Origin of the sequence: Roseibacillus persicicus (assembly GCF_014651675.1) — a bacterium.
Classification (GTDB): Bacteria; Verrucomicrobiota; Verrucomicrobiia; order Verrucomicrobiales; family Akkermansiaceae; genus Roseibacillus; species Roseibacillus persicicus.
The window spans coordinates 220277-238772 of the sequence record NZ_BMXI01000002.1 but is presented as its reverse complement, the minus strand read 5'-3'; the positions used below and the strand labels follow the sequence as shown (position 1 = coordinate 238772).

The window sequence follows — 18496 nt, the reverse complement described above, 5'->3', positions numbered from 1 at the left end:
TTCAGCTATTCATGAGGCGCTGCACAGGCACAGGGAGCCGGGCTTTCTAACTTTGCGGATGGCATGGCCTCAGCCTCAAGGTCACCTGCGGCATACTGGATTCCCCCCAAAATCTGCCGCAAAACCTCAGGATCCCAAAACGTCGAGGCGTTGTGTCCAAAATTGGTGTAAAAGACCCGCCCCTTTCCATGAGTGTGCAACCACGAGACCGGATAATCGCCATCATCCTCGATCAAGTCGATGTGCTGCTGATAGAGCTTCGGCGAACTACGGTTCTCTTCATGAGACATATCGAGACTCACTAGAACTCTCGAGAGATCGCGACTGAACGTCCCCTTGCGATAGAGGTAGATTTCATCCTGATGCCAAAAGCCTTTTCCTCCAAAGGCGGCATTGAGGGGATGCTCGGGACTCTCCAGTTTAAAGGCCCAGGTCCCCTTAGGCGACCAAGGATGACAGTTGAAAATTCCACCCATAATCTGAACTCCTTCCGGCCAACTCCGACAACTGTCCGAAGCCGCATGAATGCCCACGATGCCTCCTCCCGCAAGAAGGTAGTCCATCAGAGCCTCCTGCCCCTCGGCCCCGATCGTGACGTCGTAGCTCGTTGTGTTGTTAAAAATCACCACGTCAAATTCCTGCAAGCGCTCGGACCGAAAGTCAGCCGGATCATCACTGAGAGTCACCTCATAGGCCCCACTGGATTTTGCCATCTCCTGCAGAGCGTGATTTCCCGTCGCGATGCTGGTGTGGGGATATTGGCATTGCCAAAAAAGGAGCACCTTGGCGGGTTTCTCGACCTTCACCTGCGGCTTCGTGGGCAGCGCCTGCGCAATGAGTGCCTTCTCCGGTTCACTGGGAGCAAAGAGGCCGGTGAGGATCTCTTTCTTCTCTGGCCAAGGCAACCGGACCCAGTCCTTCGGCGGTTTGCGTTCAGCCACTGGTTTGACTGGTGGCGCGGGGGCTTCGGGGATTTGGTTGAGGGTGTAATAGCCAACCGGGTGCCATAGCGGCTGCCCGGATTCCGAACGCACCCCAGACGAATTGAGCTGGTGCAAATGACCTTCGACGAGCCCCTTCACCTTGAGAGTCACCCGCAGGCCATCCGCCGACACGGTGGCTTTTTCCACCTTGGGGACAGATTGATCCACCTCGGGGCTGCCGTAGCTGGATTGGTAGATATAGGTCCACGCAGCCATCTCATAGCTGGCCGGATCGCTTGCGGTCGCAGGATCCACCGGCTCGGTGAAGGTGAGCTCGAATCCATCCGGCAAGGCCCGCATTTGAGAGGTCTCGAAGGGAACTTTCCCGTTCCAACGAACCCGTTCCAAGGTAAAGCCCCGCGTCCCCCGCGAGCCCCAGCCCCGGTTCGTTCCTCCCACAAAGAGAGTCCCGTCTTCTGCAAGCTTACCCGGAACCAAGCCACTCTCGAAACCTTCGAGGAAATGCCACGCCGCCCCCTGATAAACTCCATTGACCTCCTCGACGAAGGTGCGCTGAACTTGAGAGTGACTTTGCTCTCCCACAAAGAGAGAACCAGCGAATGGACCTAAAGCGCCTTTTTCATCTGAAACCACAAAAGTCGGGGAAGCTCCCATGCGGCCGTGGGGCAAAAGAACACTGGGCGGATAGAGCTCTGGAATGCGCTTCATCTCCTCGGTAAAACGACTGGGACTATTCGGAAGGGTCGGCGCGTCCAGATCAGGAATCAAGTCGTAGTAGTTCAGTCCAGTCGGGAAGCCGAGAAAGCTCCGGGGCTTGATATGGCGCAGAGACGAAGTGCCATTCCACGTGCCCTGATTATCGGTGTAGAAGGTGTCACCCTTGGAATTAAAGCCCATCCCCCCCGGAGACCGCACTCCACAGGCCACCGGAGTGGTCGTGCCATCGGGACTGACTTTCACAGCCCAGCCCCGCCACTTCTCGCCGCCGCCCAGTTGGCAAAGAGCGACCCAGACATCACCGTTTCGGTCCGGCTCGGACCCGAAGGCAAACTGATGATAGTTCCCATTGAAACCCCAGTCCTGGCTCACGATCTCGAAGCGATCCGCCTCGCCATCGCCATCACGATCCTGCAAGCGACTCAAGTCGGTGCGGGTCGTGACGTAGAGGGAATCGTCTTTCCAAAACATCCCAAACGAACTCTCCAGCCCATAGGCAAAGCGGGTCCAGGTGACTTTGGAAAGGTCCTCCTCATAGACTCCCGAGCCAATCCAGATCTCACCCCGACGGGTCGAGAAGGCGATCTTCTTGTCTGGCAAAAGGGCGATACTCCCCAGCTCGCAGACGGAATCTTCGGGGAGCGGAATGACTTCGCGACGGTAGAAATCGTCCTGCGTGACAGCGGAAGCAGTCGTGAGCAAAGCCCCCGCAAGAGTGACAAGTTTGGTAATCATGGTGCAGTCCAGGTGTAAGTAGTTGAAAGGGTGTGCTGACCTTCCGCAAGGTCACTGAGGCTGAGGAGTAGCGACTTGTTCTCAAGTAGCAGGCGCGCTGATTGGTCGGCGTGAAGCTCCATGGAGCCATTAATAAGGAAGCCGTTCTCAGATTTCGCAATCTCCTCTCCACTGGCCAAACGAAGGTAGAGTCCCTCGCTGGAAGCGCCCTCAGGAACAGTAACCACGAAGGTCCGCTCCAGACTTTTGAGTCCTTCGCTTGTTTGCTGTCGCGGGCTATCTGCGATCGAGATTTCCCCAATTGCATAGCGGAAGGTCGGTCGGTTCTGCGCGTCCAGATCATAGCCCTCAAACCGCGCCTCCCAATCATCATGGAACCCTCCCGGCCAATTGTCGCCGGGACTCGCAAGCTTGGCCAAGCCGGGGCCGCGTCCCAGACTGACCACCTGCTCGCCAGCGGGAGCTGTGGCTCCGGTGCCACGCACGGTCCAGTGTTGCCCCGCATTGATGAAGTCCCCGGTCCAAACCAGCTCCATGGCCAGAGTTGAGGCGCTGAAGCCATAGTTCACGCCCCCTTCCAGCCCCACCGTGATGGCTCGTGGGCTCATGCCTTCTATCGTATTGCGATAGAGGGCGCTCTTACCGTCCTCCGGCTTGAGCAGGATATCGGGAAAGGAATCCGAGTCCGGGTCGCGGTCGGTATCGGTGAGCGGATGCATTCCCATCGAGCCCCCGCTGCGCTGCATCGCCAGTCCGCCCAGGGAACCCTTTTGAAAATACTCCAAGCGGAAGGTGTTCTTCCCCCGCGAGGCCTTGGCCCGCGCGCTGGTGTGCCGGTAGTGTTGCCCCTGCCCCACCAAGTCAAAGACCTCTTGCCCATTGTAGTAGAAGCGAAGACCGCCCACCGAAGAGGCGAAAAAGTTGCTATCGTGGTCCCCGGGACTGTCCATCGTTCCCTCCCAGACAATGGCAAAGTTTTCCCGACGCCCGCCCGCGTGACTCAGGCTGATGGGCCCCTTTTCCTTTTCCTCCGAAATCGGGGAAAGCTTGCTGAAGTCCGGCATCTCCTCCCACTCGCCCTCATAAACCGTCGCCGTGAGGTCGTGCACTCCCCACCGATGCAGCGGCAAGGGCGGGAGCGGGTATTCCATCAAAAGCTCCGGTGCGGTCCACAGGCCTTCGCGCTCCTTGGTCGCCTCGCGCACCCCGGCCACCAGTTCGGGAGAAACCGGTTTTTCCCGATTCCCCCAACTTCCGCGCACGAAACTGACGATCGAGGCGACCTGCTCGTCACTCAACACCGAGCCCTGAGGCGGCATTTGCAGATCATAGGTTTTGCTTCGCACCACAATGGGCTCCTCCAGGCCATGAAGAATCACCGAGACCATGCGCCGCGCGTCACCCCGCACCCATTCGCTACCCGCCAACGGCGGAAAGGGAGCTCCGGCCGCGCCTTTGCCGTCCGGTCCATGACAAGCGGCGCAGTAGAGCCCATAGAGTTGTTCGCCGGTCGGTTGTTCCTCGGCAAAAAGCCCTGTGCCCACCCCGGCCCAAAGCCCCAGAATAAGAGAAATGATTGTTCGCAACATAAAAGGATGGCTAGTCCGATGTGGTTCTCATCACCAGACACGCCTCCCTTTTCACTACCGCCCGCCTGCCCGATTGGACACCCGGGGCCAACTAAGTAACCACAAAAAAAGGCTGCGGTGAACCCGCAGCCTTCTCATGCTAAAATCCTGATTACAGCTCCGTGCTTATTCCAGCACAAGCATGCGGCTTTCCAAAATCTTCTCCAGCTTCTTGGTGCCGCGCAGCTTCTTGAGGCGCTTCATGATCACATCCCGGTCGACCGTGCGCAGTTCGCGCGACAGCACGGCCAAGGCAAAGGCATCTTCCTCGCCATACTTCTTCACGGCCCAACCAATGCCTCCTTTGTATTTGCAGCCGGGCCACTTGGCCTTCCAGCTCCAATACTCGTAGCTATTCCCTGTCTCAAGTGTGAACGCAGCGCGGGTCAAAGTCACTCCCACGACACCCGATGAGTTACGGGAAGACATGCGGCCTTCCTCGTTCATGATCTTGGGAGGAAGAATCTTGAGCTGCTCATCGCGCCACTCTTTGGCGGCCTTGGTCGCCTTGCCCCAACCCCCGTATTTCTTTTTCGAGAAGTTTTTCTGATACTTCACTCCTTGGCGCATCATCCGCACCATAATGGTTCCTTCGGCTTCGTTTCGTGTCAAATACATTAGCTTGTGAGGAGTCCGGATAGCACGAAATCAGCTCCAAATCAAGGTTCAAGTGTCCTTTCGTGCAGCGGAGTTGTCTGACGTTTTTTGAACAACAGCTAAAACCTAATTTAGAAGAATCAAAGCCCAGTCAACGGTGAAAGTTTTTCCTTGCTATTAAAATTAGCCAAGGCTAATACTCGGGCATGCTTCAGAAAACAACATCGCTCATCGCGGCACTCGCCTCCCTCCTTTTGCTATCCCAATGTCGGAAAGCAGAACAAACAGGGAACACTGGACCGTCGCAGTATCCCGTCCCAATCACCGCAACTACGGGGATGATCACTGACCTCGTCCGCCAGGTTGGTGGCGAACACGTGGAGGTCACGGGCCTCATCGGAGAAGGAATCGACCCTCACCTCTACAAGCCCACCCGCAGCGACCTGGTTGCGCTTAGCGGCGCGGACGTCATCTTCTACAACGGTCTCAAACTGGAAGGGAAAATGGAGGACACCTTGATGAAAATGGGGAAAAGAGGCAAACCGGTGGTGGCCATCACCCGCGACTTGCAGAAAAAAAATGATTATCTCATGGGAGGAACCGCCCACCCCGACCCTCACGTCTGGATGGACGTTTCCGGATGGCTGACCACAGTCACCACCGTCGCCGACGAGTTGAGCGCCTTCGATCCGAAGCACGCCGAGAATTACTCGCAGAACGCGCAAGCCCTCTCGCAGGAACTCGAAGCCCTCGACCAGTATGCCCGCGAATCACTGGCCACCATTCCACCCGGTCAGCGCGTGCTCGTCACCGCCCACGACGCCTTTGGCTATCTGGGGCGCGCTTACGGAATCGAAGTGAAAGGAATCCAAGGCATCTCCACCGAATCGGAAGCGGGGGTTAAGGACATCGAGAACCTCGTGAACTACCTCGTGGAGCGAAAGATTCCCGCCGTCTTTGTCGAGAGTTCAGTCTCCGACCAAAACGTGAAGGCCCTTCTCGAAGGCGCCAAGGCCAGGGGACATCAGGTCCGGATTGGGGGCAAACTCTTCTCTGACGCCATGGGTCCGACCGGCACCTACGAAGGCACCTACCTCGGCATGATTGACCACAACGTCACCACCATCACCCGTGCCCTCGGTGGCACGGCGCCTGCGAAAGGATTAAACGGAAAGCTCTCTAGCCAATAAGCTAACAAACCAGAACAACAAAACACTTATGAAAGCTTTTCTAACAACTGCCCTGCTCACTCCGACTCTCTGCGGCTTCAACCTCTTCGACCCGGTCCCTTCCGACCAAATGCGCGAGCTGTCCGCCGATCGGCCCGACGCCACCGAGAGCGCCATCACGGTGGATGCCGGACACATCCAGATCGAAGCCAGCCTCTACAACTTCGCGAAGAACGATGACGACGAGAGCCACCTCTTTGGTGCTATCAATTTCAAACTGGGCCTCACCGACCACTCGGACCTGCAGTTCGTCTTCGACTCCTACCTCAGCGAAGACCTCGGCACCGGGGGCGGCAGCAGTGGCTTCGGCGACCTCACCCTGCGCTACAAGCACAACCTTTGGGGGAACGATGGCGGGGACTCCTCCCTTGCCCTTTTTCCCTTTGTCAAAATCCCGACCGGCGGCGACCTGAGCAATGACGAGTGGGAAGGCGGACTGATTGTTCCCTACGGCACCACTCTCTACAACGGGGTTGGACTCGGGCTGATGGCGGAGTTCGACTACGTGTTCGACGAGGACTCGCAAGACCACGAGCCGGAGTTTCTCCACAGCGCCGTCCTGGGTTTCGACCTCACGGAGCGGCTCGGAGCCTTTACCGAATATGTTGGCATCGTGACCGAGGATCACTACGAAGCCTACCTCGGAGGCGGGCTGACCTATACCGTGCACGAAAATCTCGTGCTGGACCTCGGCGCCCAATTCGGGCTCAACTCCTCTGCGGAAGACCTTTCGCTCTTTACCGGATTCACCCTCCGGCTCTAACCACCACCCAGCCCCGATGAATCGCATCTTTAAGAAAATGTCCCCCGCCGGAGATGCGGCGGTCGAGAACCTGTCCGACCACCCGGCCGGCCATCCCCTCTCGGTGCACGATCTCACCGTGGCGTATCATCGCAAGCCGGTGCTGTGGGATGTTGATCTGGACATCCCCGATGGCAAGCTCGTGGGCATCGTCGGTCCCAATGGAGCCGGCAAATCCACTTTGCTGAAAGCCTGCCTCGAGCTCATCCCCCGCACCTCGGGCGAAGTGGCCATCTATGGTGAGCCCTACAAGAACCAGCGCCACCTCGTGGGCTATGTGCCGCAGCGCGAAAGCGTGGACTGGGACTTCCCGGTCAGCGCGCTCGACGTGGTGGCGATGGGCACTTACCGCAAGCTGGGCTGGCTGAAGCGGGTGGGGAAAAAGGAGCGCGACCTCGCCCGCCACGCTCTGGAGCAGGTCGGAATCGGCGACCTCGCCGACCGTCAGATTTCCCAGCTCTCCGGCGGTCAGCAGCAGCGGGTCTTTCTCGCCCGCGCCCTCGCGCAGGATGCGCAACTCTACTTCATGGACGAGCCCTTCGCCGCAGTCGATGCCGCGACCGAGCAAGCCATCGTCAAGCTGCTGCAGGAGCTCAATAGCCAGGGCAAGACCTGCCTCGTGGTCCATCACGACCTCGCCACCGTGGCCAAATACTTCGACTGGGTCATCCTTCTCAATATGCGGGTCGTGGCCTCGGGACCCACCGCGGAAATCTTTACCCCGGAGAATCTTGAGAAAACCTACGGCGGACAACTCAACCTCCTCAACCAAGCAGTGCAAGCCCTGCAATCGATCGGCAAATAGCAGCGATGAACCTTTCCGATCTTTGGGAAATCCTGTCCCTCCAAAACTACAACACCCGCGTGGTGGTTCTCTCGACCACCATTTTGGGTATAGCGACTGGTTTGGTTGGTTCCTTTCTCCTGCTGCGCAAGCGCTCCCTCATGGGCGACGCCCTTTCGCACGCGACCTTGCCGGGAATCGCCATCGCCTTCGGGCTGATGACGAGCTGGGGCTTCGATGGCAAATCCCTGCCCGTCCTGCTCGCGGGGGCCTCCATCTCCGGGGTCCTCGGGGTCTTGCTGATGCTGGCCATTCGCCACACCACCAGACTGCGCGACGATGTCGCGATGGGGCTGGTGCTCTCGGTTTTCTTTGGGCTCGGCATCGCCCTGCTAACCATGGTGCAGGAGATTCCCGGGGTCAGTGCCGCTGGCCTGGAGTCCTTCATCTACGGCAAGCCCGCCTCCATCATTCTCTCCGACTTCATCCTGATCGCGGTGGTTTCGGTCGCTATCTGTTTGACCACCATTCTCCTTTTTAAAGAGTTCACCCTCCTTTGTTTCGACGACGGCTTTGCCGCCTCCCAAGGTTGGCCCGCGCTGTGGCTGGACATCGCGTTGCTGGGACTCGTCACCGCAGTCACCGTCATCGGGCTGCAGTCGGTGGGCCTGATTCTCATCATCGCCTTTCTCATCACTCCCCCCACCACCGCCCGCTTCTGGACCAACAACCTCTCCCACATGGCCATTCTCTCGGGCGTCTTTGGGGCCTTGAGCGGATGGCTGGGTGCGACCGTGAGCGCTCTCTATCAGGACCTCCCCGCCGGAGCTCTCATCGTGCTGGTGGCTGCCGCTCTCTTCATTGCCAGCATGCTCTTTGCCCCCGCCCGGGGAGTCGTTCCACGCTCCCTGCGTCAACGCCGCCTGCGCCACAAGGTCGCGCGCCAACACGTGCTACGCGCCGCTTACGAGATTCTGGAAACTCAGTGCGACCACGAGCATCACGAAAGCCCCGGCGCGCATCTGGTCGACAACAAGCCGTTCCGCAGTGAGACCCTGTTGGCGAAAAGAACCTGGTCCCGCCGTTCTCTCCACAAGACTTTGCGCGCCGAGCAAAAGCTCGAGCACCTCACCCTGCGACCCGACGGCACCGTCTTGCTCAGCGAGGCCGGCTTTGGCGAAGCCGCCCGCGTGACCCGCAATCACCGGCTTTGGGAAGCCTACCTCATCACCCACGCCGACATCGCCCCCAGCCATGTGGACCGCGATGCCGATATGGTCGAGCACGTTTTGGAGCCCGAGTTGGTGCTCGAACTGGAACGCGTGCTTCGCGAGCGCGAGGCCTGGATCGCCATGCCGCCCAGCCCCCACACCATCCCCAACCACTAAGATGACCTGGATACCCGAAGACAGTTGGATCGTGCTCACCGGAGCACTTTGCGCCATGGCCTGCGCCCTGCCCGGTTGCTTCCTCGTGCTCCGCAAGATGTCGATGATGGGCGACGCCATCAGCCACGCCGTGCTTCCCGGGCTCGCGACCGCCTTTCTCGTCACCGGCTCCCGCGCCAGCTTGACCATGTTTCTGGGAGCGGCCGTGGTGGGCGTGCTCACCGCCGTCTTTACCCAATGGATCACCCGACTGGGCAATGTCGATCAAGGAGCGGCCATGGGCATTGTGTTCACCACCTTATTCGCCCTCGGCCTGGTCTTGATTCGATCCGCCGCCGACAAGGTGGACCTCGATCCCAGCTGTGTTCTCTACGGAGCCATCGAGCTCACCCCCCTCGATACCGTGACCCTCTTCGGCTACCTCGTCCCCCGCGCCACCTTGGTCTCGGGGATCGTCTTTCTTCTCAATCTCGGGATTATTGTCGCTCTTTTCAAAGAGTTCCGTCTCAGCGCCTTCGACTCGGGGCTCGCCGACACCCTCGGGTTTTCCTCCCACTTTCTCCACTACCTTCTCATGGTCATGGTCGCGGTCACCACCGTGGCGGCCTTCGAAGCCGTGGGCAGTGTGATCGTCATCGCCATGCTCATCGTTCCCGCCGCCACCGCCCTCCTGCTGACCCATCGACTGGGGCTGGTGCTCCTTTTGGCCTGCCTCTTTGGGGCGAGCTCCGCCTTCCTCGGACACCTCGGAGCCATCACGGTGCCCACTTGGTTCGGCTTTCAGGATACCAACACCTCCGGCATGATGGCCACCGCGGCCGGCTTCCTCTTTCTCATCGTCTGGATCGTGGCTCCCCGCACGGGACTGGTGGCGCAATTCTTCCACAAACGCACCGATCTGCCGGACCTCCCCAGTCAGGGAAAGAAGGCCCGCCCCACGGCCAGCCGATAGCGCCCCGGGGACCGCCCTATGCTTGCAAAAGCCCTCCCGCTCGCTCAAAGTCCCCCGCCTATGCCTATTCTGAAGCCGAAAATCCGTGGATTCATCTGCACCACTTCGCACCCCGATGGCTGCGCTGCCCACGTGCAGGAGCAGATCGATTATGTAAAGAGCCAGCCCGCGCTCCAGAACGCGCCCAAGAAGGTCCTCGTGATTGGCTCCTCCACCGGTTACGGCCTCGCCTCCCGCATCGTGCCCGCCTTCGGAGGGGGCGCAGCGACCATGGGAGTCTTTTTCGAGAAAGAAGGCACCGAGGCCAAGCCCGGCTCCCCCGGTTGGTATAATAGCGTGGCCTTCGAGGAAAAAGCCAAGGCCGAGGGTCTCTACGCCCGCAGCTTCAATGGCGACGCCTTCTCCAACGAGATGAAGGAGCAGGTCATTGCCGCCATCAAAGAGGACCTCGGGCAGGTCGACATGGTCGTCTACTCCCTCGCCTCCCCCCGCCGCACCGACCCCACCGATGGCCAGACCTACCGCTCGGTGCTCAAGCCCACCGGCGACACCTACACCCAGCACACTCTCAATACCGACAAAGGCACCGTGGAAGAGGTCTCCATCGAGTCCGCCACCGAACAGGAAATCGCCGACACCGTCAAAGTGATGGGCGGCGAAGACTGGAAGATGTGGATCGACGCCATGCAGGAGGCCGGAGTCCTCGCCGACAACTTCCAGACCGTGGCCTACTCCTACATCGGACCGGAAATCACCTGGGCCGTCTACACCGACGGAACCATCGGACGGGCCAAAGAGCACCTCGAACAAACCGCGGCCGCCATGAACGACCAGTTCGGCGAAAAGACCGCTCTTGTTTCCGTCAACAAAGCCCTCGTCACCCAAGCCAGCTCCGCCATCCCCGTCGTCCCGCTCTACATCTCCATCCTTTATAAAATCATGAAGGAAAAGGGCAACCACGAGGGCACCATCGAACAGATTCAGCGCCTCTTCACCGACCACTACTGTTCGGCAGACGGACCCAAGCTCGACGAAAAAGGCCGCATCCGCATCGACGACTGGGAAATGGAAGAAGACGTGCAAGCCGCCGTACTCAAAGTCTGGGAAAGCATCTCCACCGAAAAGCTCGCCAGCGAAACAGACTTCGCCGGCTACCAGAAGGAGTTCCTAAAGCTCTTCGGCTTCGGGCTCGAAGGCATCGACTACGACGCCGAAACCGAGACCCTGCGTCCCCTGCCCAACTAAGGCCGAAAACCCCTTCCCAAGCCGCGAAAACAGCGAAGCCCACAAGCCCATCCAGCCTGTCCCCTTCGCAACTTCTCGGCTTTTTTATGCCTTTCGGTCTGGAGTTGCCCAGCGGAGAATTCTAAGCTCCAGCGAAACACGCTCTCGGCACGAATCACGCCAGAGCTCGTTTTTCACAAATGACCACCGCCGTAAAAAGCATCACTATTGACCGATGCTCCTCCGTGTCGGTGTCTCGTAGGGAGCCGATAGAACGCCAAGTAAAACATCGGCCCAGAGAAAGGAAAGAGGACTGCGACAGTCCAAAATAGACGCTTCGCCACACTGGATTCCTTGTGCTGAGGGAGCACCCACAAGCCAATGGCCAACCTTAAGGAACAGATCGTGGTGAGAAGTATCAAGCCGAACCAAATCGGGTGTTCTTTCACTAACGCTATCATTCGTATTCGAACGTCTTTATCCTCTCGAACGGCACGCCCAGAAGACCTCAATGAGCGTTACCAGCATCCGATCGGCATGTCAATGAAGGTGGGGCTCAAAGGGTCACTTTTGGGGTTAAAGAAATAGTCCGCCTCTCCCCACCGAATGAGAGCGTCGGACGGAATGCCACCACTCACTTGGCAGGTAGAAACTTGTTAGCTATCCTGATTGAGCAGCGGCGGATTGAAAAGGAGGTTGGCCACGAAGGCTGCTTGACTCAAGCGATCTGGAGAGCACTGGAATCTCATATTTGATTGGTAATCCGCGTGCTCGAATTTCATGTCGTCGATCAAGTAAGTGCGCTTGTTCCCTGTCACCCTTATAGCCGTGGAAACCTCGTCATCTCGGGTTCGGAATAACGCGCTGCCCGAGGTGTCCACTTGATACTCCAAAAACCGACCACTTCGAAGCGACAGATTCATGCGATAGGTTGAACCGTCGAACAAAAGAGCGCACCGTTGCAATCCCCCGTCCATCCCACGAAGTTCGTAGTTCGTATTCCGATTTGTCAGATTCTGGGTCCAGTGAATCGTGAAGCCGCCCTCATCGCTTTCGATTTCCGCACGGTACTTTTGGGTCATACCCAGAAGAGTCCAAAGACTCTCACTTCTTTTCAGACCGACCGAGCCACGCATATCTTCAAGCTCCCGTTTCAATCATGGTCGTCACTCTAGAGCTTCAGTGGAGGGTCTGCGGCACACAAAAGAAGTGAGCCTAGCAGCAGGTTGAGAGCGCTCTCACCAACCTCTCGCCTTCGGCCGAAACCTACTATCCCAATAGTAGGTTCAAGAGTTTCTCGCGCACGCTGTCGTTGCGCACCAACCCAGCGAACTCGCTTGCGCCTGGTCCTACCGAGGTCAACTGGGTGGGGTCGGCGGTGTGGCTGATGCCGGTCCAACCGGTGCTGGTATAGTTGCCAACCATCTGCCCCATCAATCCCTGGGGGTTGTCGAGCTGGTGACTCCATTCCACGATTTCTTTCCCTGCGATGGAATCCAGCACGGCTTCCGCTTCTTCGGCACTGGGCTTGAATCCGTAGTTCTCCATCACGAAAGCCTGCCACTTCTGGAGGCCTCCCTGATTCTTTTTCCACTTCGAAATGAGGTTCTCGTGGGAAGACTTCAGGCCTGCGATGCGAGCAAAGTGCTTGTTGGTTTGCGCATAGCGGGCCCCCACTCCGTTGAGAGAGGGGTTGGAGTTCCCGTGGTCACTGGTCATCACCACCAGGATATCGTCGCGGTCACCGACCATCGCCAAAACCTTAGCCACGGTATCATCGAAGGCCAACTGGTCATGGAGGATGCCGCCGATGTCGTTGGCATGGGCCGCATGGTCGATGCGAGCGCCTTCCACCTGCAGGAGAAATGGCTGGTCGCCTTGCAGAAAACGTTCGAGAGCCACGGTCGTCATCTCCGCCAGGGTGGGGACGGTCTTTTGCAGGCTCTTACTATGCTTTTGGTCGATGGTGTAGGGCAAGTGACCTTTCCAAAAGGTGCCCAAGAGCTTGCCGTTCCCCGCCTTGAGAAACTCGTCGCGATTGCCCAGGACCTCGTAGCCAGCCTTCCGGTATTCGCCAAAGATGTCTCTCTTGTCGCGGCGTCTCTTGGGATCGAAGTGCGCGGAACCCCCGCCCAAGACGATTTCCGCCCGATTGATGAACTGCGGAGCAATAAAGTCCTCGTCATCGCGGTTGGGCGAGTTGGTGGCGAAACCTGCCGGGGTGGCGTGCGTCACCCGCGCTGTGGTGACGAGACCGAGACGCACCTTTTCCTTCGCGAGGGTCTCCCCGATGGACTCGAGGCTCGCGCCTTTTTCATCCACACAAATCTGACCATTGGGGACGCGTTTTCCGGCACTCCAGGAGGTGGAAGCAGCGGCCGAATCGGTCACGAGGGAATTGGAAGACGGGGTGTCCATCAATCCCAGCACCGCGTTGGGCTCCTGCAGCAATTGCCACCAGGCCGTTCCTGTTCCGCGGATTTGTTGGGAAAAAGCTTCCGTCAAAGGCAGCACCCCCTGGCTCATGCCATCCGAAACCATGAAGACGATGCCCTTGGGGCGCACCGGCTTGGGCTCGCTCTGTCCCTTCGATGATTGGGAAAAAAACAGGCTTCCTGCCCCTGCGGTGAGACTGGCTTGGAGGAGTTGACGACGGTTGAGCTTCATGTTGGTGGTGCTGATTCTAAAAGGTGGATCGAAGAGAGAGAAAACGTGCCTCTCCGAGACGAACTGTCAGGAACTTCCGACCCTCAGGTGATTGGGCCGTAAGACGTGAAGCCGCCGCCCGCGACTCTGGACTCGCGGATGCAAAACCAAAGCCTGAACGTGTGTCAAAATAGTCAACAAATGGTTGTAGATCCACCGAAATGGTCCCGGAACGACTTTTCTTCACAAGTCCCCGCCTGGGCAACATCATCCCAAGATGAGACTTGTCCCTCTTGCAGCCCTTCTAACCAGCATTCCTCTCGCGGCCGAATTCAATGCGTGGCAGGATCCCGAAATCTCGGCGCTTAACCGTCTGCCGGCGCGGGCGGCTCTCTATTCCTATGCCGATGAAACCAAGGCGGAAACTTTGGACCGCGAGCAATCAAGCCGCTACACCAGCTTGAACGGGCAGTGGAGCTTCGCCTGGTATCCCAAACCTGCCGATGTTCCCGCCAGCGTCGGCACCGCCGATTTCTCCCCCGCATGGGAAACCATTGATGTCCCAGCCAACTGGGAAATGCGCGGCTACGGAACTCCCATCTACACCAACAGCGAATACCCTTTCCCAGTCAATCCGCCCTTCATCGACGGAGAGGACAATCCGGTAGGGGTCTATCAGCGCGAGTTCGACCTGCCCGCGGCCTATGCCGACCAACAGGTGGTTCTTCACTTTGGCGGAGTCACTTCCGCCTATCGGGTCTGGGTCAACGATCAGTTTGTCGGTTATGCGGAGGATGCTCGCCTGCCCTCCGAGTTCGACATCACAGCCTTTGCCAAGCCCGCCGGCAACAAGCTGACCGTGCAGGTCTGGCGCTGGAGCGACGGATCCTATCTGGAAGACCAAGACCATTGGCGCATGAGCGGAATCCACCGCGAGGTTCTCCTACTCGCCCGCCCCAAACAAAGCATCGCCAATGTCGCCACTCGCACCATTCGGCAGGACGGGGAGAACTGGGACCTCGAGATTCGCCCCTCCCTGAGCAACCTAACAGAATCTAACTGGGACGAAATCAAGTTTCACAGTCGCCTCCTCGATGCGGAGGGAACGGAGGTTGCCAAGTCCGAGCTCGGAGCCAAGAGCATCGCCTCCGAATGGTATCCCCAGCGGGAAAATCTCAGTTTCGGCAACCTCATCCGCATCCCCATCAACGCCCCCAAGCTCTGGTCTGCGGAACATCCCAACCTCTATACTCTGGTGCTTTCCTTGCGTCAGGGGGAGACGCTCATCGAGGCGACCTCACTGCGGATTGGCTTTCGCGAAATCTCCACTAGCAAACAAGGGGAGTTGCTCATCAACGGACAGCCCGTCCTGCTCTACGGAGTGAATCGCCACGACCACAGCCCCACCGAGGGAAAAGCGGTTTCGCGAGCGGACTTGGAGAAGGATGTCCTGATGATGAAGCGCTTCAATATGAACGCCGTGCGAACCGCCCACTATCCCAACGACTCCTATTTCTACGAACTCTGCGACATTCATGGCCTCTACGTCTGCGACGAAGCCAATGTGGAGTCCCATGGGGTGCGGGGCCTCTTGACCAATCAGGCAGCGTGGGCTTCCGCCTTCCTCACCCGGGGCTTGCGCATGGTGGAGCGCGACCGCAACCACCCCTCCATCATCATGTGGTCACTCGGCAACGAGAGTGGACAAGGCCCCAATCACGCGGCCATGGCAGGTTGGATGAAGGAAGCCGACCCGACCCGACTGATCCACTACGAAGGAGCGTCCTCCGATCCCTTCCATCCCGACTTCATCCCGCAGAATGATAAAGAGAGCTACAACGAAACCGTGCGTTACAACGGCAACCCCTACGACCCCGACTGGGTGGATGTTGTCAGCCGGATGTATCCCAGCGTCGAGGAGCTGCGCGCCATGTTGGAGAATGAGAACGGCAACCGCCCCATCATCCCCTGCGAATACTCCCACGCAATGGGCAACTCACTCGGCAACTTCGCTGAATATTGGGAACTCATTCGCAGCGAGCCTCGTCTGGTCGGCGGTTTCGTCTGGGACTACCGTGACCAAGGAGTTTGGAAGAAGAATGAAAAAGGAGAGTCCTTTCTCGCCTACGGAGGGGACTTTGGCGACACCCCCAACACCAAGAACTTTTGCATCAATGGCATTGTTGATTCCGAAGGCAACGCCAAGCCGGCAACCTGGGAACTGAAAAAGGCTCACCAGCCCGTCACCGTCAGCTGGAAGGATCCCTCCACCATGGAAGTCGAGAACCGGCACTTCTTCAGCACCCTCGATCACTTGGAAGCGACCATCGAGCACCTTGCCGATGGAGTCGTCTTTTCCAGTCAAAAGATCGACCTGCCCCGCATCGAGCCCGGTGCCAAAGCGACCCTCCCCTCACCCAAACCCCTCTCTGAAGGAACTGGCGAAATCGTCGCTCGCGTCACTTGGAGCCTCAAGGCTCCCACCAGCTGGGCTCCAGCCGGTCACCTCATCGCCTTTGACGAAGCGGTGCTCGAGGGCAACACTCCCAGCCCCCAGTCGCCTTCTCAGGAGATTGACTTCGATGAAGCTGGCGACTCCATTCAGTTCTCAGCTTCCAACAACCTCTATCAGGTTTCGAAAAAGACCGGCTTCGTCACCTCCATCAATCGTGGAGGGAAGGAACTCCTCGCCGCACCACTGAAGCCCCACTTCTGGCGTGTCTGGACTGACAACGACCGACAAAGCGTTGCACCCAAGTTCGAGAGACTGCCACAATTCCCATGGAAAGGAGCACTTGCGGAAGCAAAAGTCGTCTCGGTTGCGAAGACGGCGTCAGGCGTTAGCGTGCAGTATGAACTGCCCACTGTTCAGAGCACCTTGACGGTTGAATACCTTGTCACCGACAACGGACTCCTCACTACCCGCCTGAAACTGAAGAGAGAGAATCTCGACAGTCTCCTCCCTCGCCTCGGAATCACCATGGGACTGGTGCAGAACTACCAGCAAGCCACCTACTATGGCCGCGGCCGCACCGAGACCTACTGGGACCGCAAGTCGGGAACCCCTCTCGAGCTAAACAAGGCCCCGCTCGCCGAGCTGCGCTACGATTACGCCCGCCCTCAGGAAAGTGGAAACCGGGCCGACGTTCGCTTTCTCACCCTCACTGGACAGCAGCTCCCCGAAGTTACTTTCCGCTCACAACCCCATTTTGACTTCTCAATTTGGCCCTACACCGAAGAAGTCCTGGGAGCGGCCGACCATCCCACGGACTTGACTGAAGCCGGCTACTGGACCGTCAACTTGGACAAGCGACAAATGGGCGTCGGCGGTGACAACTCGTGGACGCCCAAGGCGCTACCCTTGGACAAGTATCGCCTGGAGTCCTTCGGCAAAGAACTCGAATTCGAGATTAGCTTCTAGTCAGGCTAATATCTCCTTGATGACCCGGCCGTGCACATCGGTGAGGCGCATGTCGCGCCCACCGAAGCGGAAGGTGCTCTTCTCGTGTTCCAGACCCAGAAGGTAGAGGATGGTGGCGTGCAGGTCGTGCATCTCGACCCGATCTTGCACCGCCTTGTAACCGAACTCGTCGGTCTCGCCATAGGAGACTCCGCCCTTCACTCCCCCGCCAGCCATCCACACGGTGAAACCGAAGGGGTTGTGATCGCGTCCATTGGCCCCTTGCGCGAAAGGAGTGCGTCCGAACTCGCCCGCCCAAACTACTAGAGTATCCTCTAACAGACCCCGGGCCTGCAGGTCTGTCAACAAGCCGGCGATGGGCTGATCAACGGCCTTGCAATTGTTCTCATGCCCTTCGCGCAGTTCACTGTGCTGGTCCCAACGGTCACCGCCGACATCGGGACAAGTCAGCTCGACAAAGCGCACCCCGCGCTCCACCAGGCGCCGCGCCACCAGGCACTGCCGGCCAAAGATTTGCGTCTTATCATAGGGGTCCTCCAGACCATAGAGACGACGGGTGGCTTCGCTCTCTCCCCGGAGATCCATCAGGTCGGGAACTGCCGTTTGCATGCGAAAGGCCGTCTCGTAATTGGCCACTGCGGCCTCAATGGCTCGATCCCGATTGAAGTGCCCTGCGGCCAGGTCATCCAGCGAACGCAAGGCATCCAGCTTGTTTCTTTGCAGGACGGACTTTTCCTCCATGGGGACAATGTTCGCCAGCGGTTCCTTTCCTGCCTTGAAGATCGAACCCTGATAGGTTGCTGGCAAAAAGCTGGAGTTGAAGTTGTCCAAGCCGCCCGGCGGAATGAGACCGCCATTGAGCACCACGAAGCCCGGTAAATTCTGATTACTACTACCCAAGCCGTAGCCCACCCACGCTCCCATGCTGGGACGTCCTTGCAGGCCCGATCCCGTGTGGAGAAAGTAATTGGCAGCGGTGTGCTCCGAAAAGAGGGAGGTGCAGGATTTGATGACTGCCAACTTGTCAGCATGTTTGGCCACATGGGGAAAGAGACTGCTCACCCAGTGCCCACTTTCACCATGTTGCTTGAAGTCCCAGGGAGAGCCCATGATGGTTCCCACGTTGTCAAACTGGGTCGGCTCCAGCTTGCCCATCACCTCCGAGGCATTGCGTCCGTTGTATTTCTCCAGCGCGGGCTTGTAGTCGAAGGTGTCGATGTGGGAAGGCCCGCCATCCATGTAGAGAAAGATCACATTCTTCGCCTTGGGCGGGTAATGAGGCAGTTGTTGCAAGCCTGTCCCTCCTTGCGCGCCAAAGGCCCGATCATTCATGAGGCTGGCCAACGCGACCGCGCCAATGCCGTGCGCTCCCTGTTGCAGGAGCTCTCGCCTGGTGATGGGTCTCGCGGTGAATCGATTGCAATGCATA

At 58.5% G+C, this 18496-nt stretch carries 13 protein-coding genes; 7 read left to right on the top strand and 6 right to left on the bottom strand.

The genetic code is table 11. The features are described 5' to 3' along the window. Nucleotides 1–5: 5 nt before the first annotated feature. From IE099_RS03275 to IE099_RS03265, 3 genes are all read right to left on the bottom strand, one after another. Nucleotides 6–2396, bottom strand: a complete 2391-nt coding sequence (locus tag IE099_RS03275; RefSeq protein ID WP_189567314.1) for a ThuA domain-containing protein — start codon at nt 2394–2396, stop codon at nt 6–8. Then, entirely contained in the window at nt 2393–3985 is a 1593-nt protein-coding gene (locus IE099_RS03270) for a c-type cytochrome (protein ID WP_189567312.1), read from the bottom strand. Before IE099_RS03270 ends, IE099_RS03275 begins: the two co-directional genes overlap by 4 nt. A gap of 165 nt (nt 3986–4150) precedes the next feature. After that, nucleotides 4151–4642: a hypothetical protein gene (locus tag IE099_RS03265; RefSeq protein ID WP_189567310.1), complete on the bottom strand. Its 492-nt coding sequence runs from the start codon at nt 4640–4642 to the stop codon at nt 4151–4153. A 185-nt stretch (nt 4643–4827) separates the two neighbouring features. Here IE099_RS03265 and IE099_RS03260 point away from each other — a divergent pair, with 185 nt between their 5' ends. The 6 genes from IE099_RS03260 to fabV are packed head-to-tail and all read left to right on the top strand — an operon-like array spanning nt 4828 to nt 11021. Next, a complete protein-coding gene (locus IE099_RS03260; RefSeq protein ID WP_189567309.1) occupies nt 4828–5811 on the top strand; it encodes a metal ABC transporter solute-binding protein, Zn/Mn family in 984 nt (327 codons plus the stop codon). Nucleotides 5812–5839: 28 nt separating this feature from the next. Beyond that, nucleotides 5840–6613 (top strand): transporter, encoded by a 774-nt coding sequence (locus tag IE099_RS03255; RefSeq protein ID WP_189567308.1) that lies wholly within the window; start codon nt 5840–5842, stop codon nt 6611–6613. A gap of 37 nt (nt 6614–6650) precedes the next feature. Then, the gene (locus IE099_RS03250; RefSeq protein WP_189567556.1) at nt 6651–7457 is read left to right on the top strand and encodes an ATP-binding cassette domain-containing protein; all 807 of its coding nucleotides are present in this window, start codon (nt 6651–6653) and stop codon (nt 7455–7457) included. 5 nt (nt 7458–7462) lie between these two features. Continuing rightward, on the top strand, nt 7463–8824 hold the full coding sequence (locus IE099_RS03245) for a metal ABC transporter permease (RefSeq protein ID WP_189567307.1): 1362 nt from the start codon (nt 7463–7465) through the stop codon (nt 8822–8824). 1 nt (nt 8825) lies between these two features. Next, on the top strand, nt 8826–9776 hold the full coding sequence (locus tag IE099_RS03240) for a metal ABC transporter permease (protein WP_189567306.1): 951 nt from the start codon (nt 8826–8828) through the stop codon (nt 9774–9776). 60 nt (nt 9777–9836) lie between these two features. Continuing rightward, a complete protein-coding gene (gene fabV / locus IE099_RS03235) occupies nt 9837–11021 on the top strand; it encodes an enoyl-ACP reductase FabV (protein WP_189567305.1) in 1185 nt (394 codons plus the stop codon). 635 nt (nt 11022–11656) lie between these two features. Here the strand turns inward: fabV and IE099_RS03230 are convergent. Next, a complete protein-coding gene (locus tag IE099_RS03230) occupies nt 11657–12082 on the bottom strand; it encodes a hypothetical protein (protein ID WP_189567304.1) in 426 nt (141 codons plus the stop codon). 187 nt (nt 12083–12269) lie between these two features. Next, nucleotides 12270–13667 carry an alkaline phosphatase gene (locus tag IE099_RS03225; RefSeq protein WP_189567303.1) on the bottom strand — a complete coding sequence of 466 codons (1398 nt, stop codon included), beginning with the start codon at nt 13665–13667 and terminating at the stop codon, nt 12270–12272. A 256-nt stretch (nt 13668–13923) separates the two neighbouring features. Here IE099_RS03225 and IE099_RS03220 point away from each other — a divergent pair, with 256 nt between their 5' ends. Beyond that, complete coding sequence (locus tag IE099_RS03220; RefSeq protein ID WP_189567300.1) at nt 13924–17067, top strand: glycoside hydrolase family 2 TIM barrel-domain containing protein; 3144 nt, start codon at nt 13924–13926, stop codon at nt 17065–17067. Here the strand turns inward: IE099_RS03220 and IE099_RS03215 are convergent, their stop codons facing one another. Further along, nucleotides 17068–18495 carry a DUF1501 domain-containing protein gene (locus tag IE099_RS03215; RefSeq protein ID WP_189567298.1) on the bottom strand — a complete coding sequence of 476 codons (1428 nt, stop codon included), beginning with the start codon at nt 18493–18495 and terminating at the stop codon, nt 17068–17070. Between the last annotated feature and the right edge of the window lies 1 nt (nt 18496).

What these genes read in the sequence shown, in the direction of transcription:
- IE099_RS03230 (WP_189567304.1), bottom strand. Translation starts at nt 12,082, where the DNA reads ATGACCCAAAAGTACCGTGCGGAAATCGAAAGCGATGAGGGCGGCTTC.
- IE099_RS03270 (WP_189567312.1), bottom strand. Translation starts at nt 3,985, where the DNA reads ATGTTGCGAACAATCATTTCTCTTATTCTGGGGCTTTGGGCCGGGGTG.
- IE099_RS03260 (WP_189567309.1), top strand. Translation starts at nt 4,828, where the DNA reads ATGCTTCAGAAAACAACATCGCTCATCGCGGCACTCGCCTCCCTCCTT.
- IE099_RS03250 (WP_189567556.1), top strand. Translation starts at nt 6,651, where the DNA reads ATGTCCCCCGCCGGAGATGCGGCGGTCGAGAACCTGTCCGACCACCCG.
- IE099_RS03220 (WP_189567300.1), top strand. Translation starts at nt 13,924, where the DNA reads ATGAGACTTGTCCCTCTTGCAGCCCTTCTAACCAGCATTCCTCTCGCG.
- IE099_RS03215 (WP_189567298.1), bottom strand. Translation starts at nt 18,495, where the DNA reads ATGCATTGCAATCGATTCACCGCGAGACCCATCACCAGGCGAGAGCTC.
- fabV (WP_189567305.1), top strand. Translation starts at nt 9,837, where the DNA reads ATGCCTATTCTGAAGCCGAAAATCCGTGGATTCATCTGCACCACTTCG.
- IE099_RS03255 (WP_189567308.1), top strand. Translation starts at nt 5,840, where the DNA reads ATGAAAGCTTTTCTAACAACTGCCCTGCTCACTCCGACTCTCTGCGGC.
- IE099_RS03265 (WP_189567310.1), bottom strand. Translation starts at nt 4,642, where the DNA reads ATGTATTTGACACGAAACGAAGCCGAAGGAACCATTATGGTGCGGATG.
- IE099_RS03225 (WP_189567303.1), bottom strand. Translation starts at nt 13,667, where the DNA reads ATGAAGCTCAACCGTCGTCAACTCCTCCAAGCCAGTCTCACCGCAGGG.
- IE099_RS03275 (WP_189567314.1), bottom strand. Translation starts at nt 2,396, where the DNA reads ATGATTACCAAACTTGTCACTCTTGCGGGGGCTTTGCTCACGACTGCT.
- IE099_RS03245 (WP_189567307.1), top strand. Translation starts at nt 7,463, where the DNA reads ATGAACCTTTCCGATCTTTGGGAAATCCTGTCCCTCCAAAACTACAAC.
- IE099_RS03240 (WP_189567306.1), top strand. Translation starts at nt 8,826, where the DNA reads ATGACCTGGATACCCGAAGACAGTTGGATCGTGCTCACCGGAGCACTT.